Raw genomic sequence first — 941 nt, forward strand, 5'->3', positions numbered from 1 at the left:
AAGTCCGTAGGACTTTGTCGACAGTCTGAGAGAAACTATTTAAATAGTTTCTCTTTTTTATTGATTATGTAAAAGAAGAATGCTATTATTCTTTTACAGTATGTATTCAATGTGCATATTGTATCCTTACTTCCTTAATGCTAGATTCAAAGCATTTCTGTTATTTTATTGTGTGTTTTCGTTACTTTCTCTCTAATCTATCCCAAACGAGAACACAGCCACCTTTCGAGGTGGCATACATAATGTGAGCTACTTAACTATTTTAGGTGTGTCTTTTGACAAAATTAAAAACTTGTATTAACATGATTGGTACAATATCAAAAGATATTGTTCGTGTGTTATTGTTTCTCTATTTTCTTCTGCTTAGAATGTTGAAAAAGTCTTGATGATTTAAGTATGGATAATAGGGGGAGAGGTTGCTTAGGCAACCTCTTTTTTTAGTTGATAGTAAATATAAGCGTAAATGAATAGTACCATCAACATAGTGCTGTTTTATTTTTGCTAATCTAATAAATTTGCTTTTTAATATTTACTTAACATTGGAAATATGTTAAAATACTCTTTGTTCATCTTTAATTTGCTTAAGTGAACTTGAAGTTTGATTACTTCCATTTCTATTATTTTATATATGCTTTGTGTCACTTGTGTTCCCTTCCTAAAATGCACAAGTGACAATTTTTATTACATATCAATTAGATTAGTACATGACTTTTAATACATTATATTGACTGCATCAAAGTAATGTATTATTATTTGATATACAATACCTTTTTAGGTATTGCCTTACTTATTATTTTTTGCTTTATTTTCTCTTTAATAGAGTGATCCTTACTTTTATTGGTATGACCACTTTTTATGTTACGAATGTTGTTGAAAAAGTCTTGTGTGTAAAGCAATAATAATAAGGAGGGGCTGGGACATAAATACAGTCCAAAATAAAA

General features: G+C 28.7%; 1 protein-coding gene. It reads right to left on the reverse strand.

Annotated elements, in window-relative coordinates; all coding sequences use genetic code 11:
* Positions 1-749: 749 nt before the first annotated feature.
* Positions 750-941, reverse strand: a 192-nt coding sequence (locus tag HMPREF2846_RS14570) for a hypothetical protein (protein ID WP_218086532.1), incomplete at its 5' end; no start/stop codon positions are given.

Origin of the sequence: Staphylococcus sp. HMSC056G08 (genome assembly GCF_001812305.1) — a bacterium.
Lineage (GTDB): Bacteria > Bacillota > Bacilli > Staphylococcales > Staphylococcaceae > Staphylococcus > Staphylococcus simulans.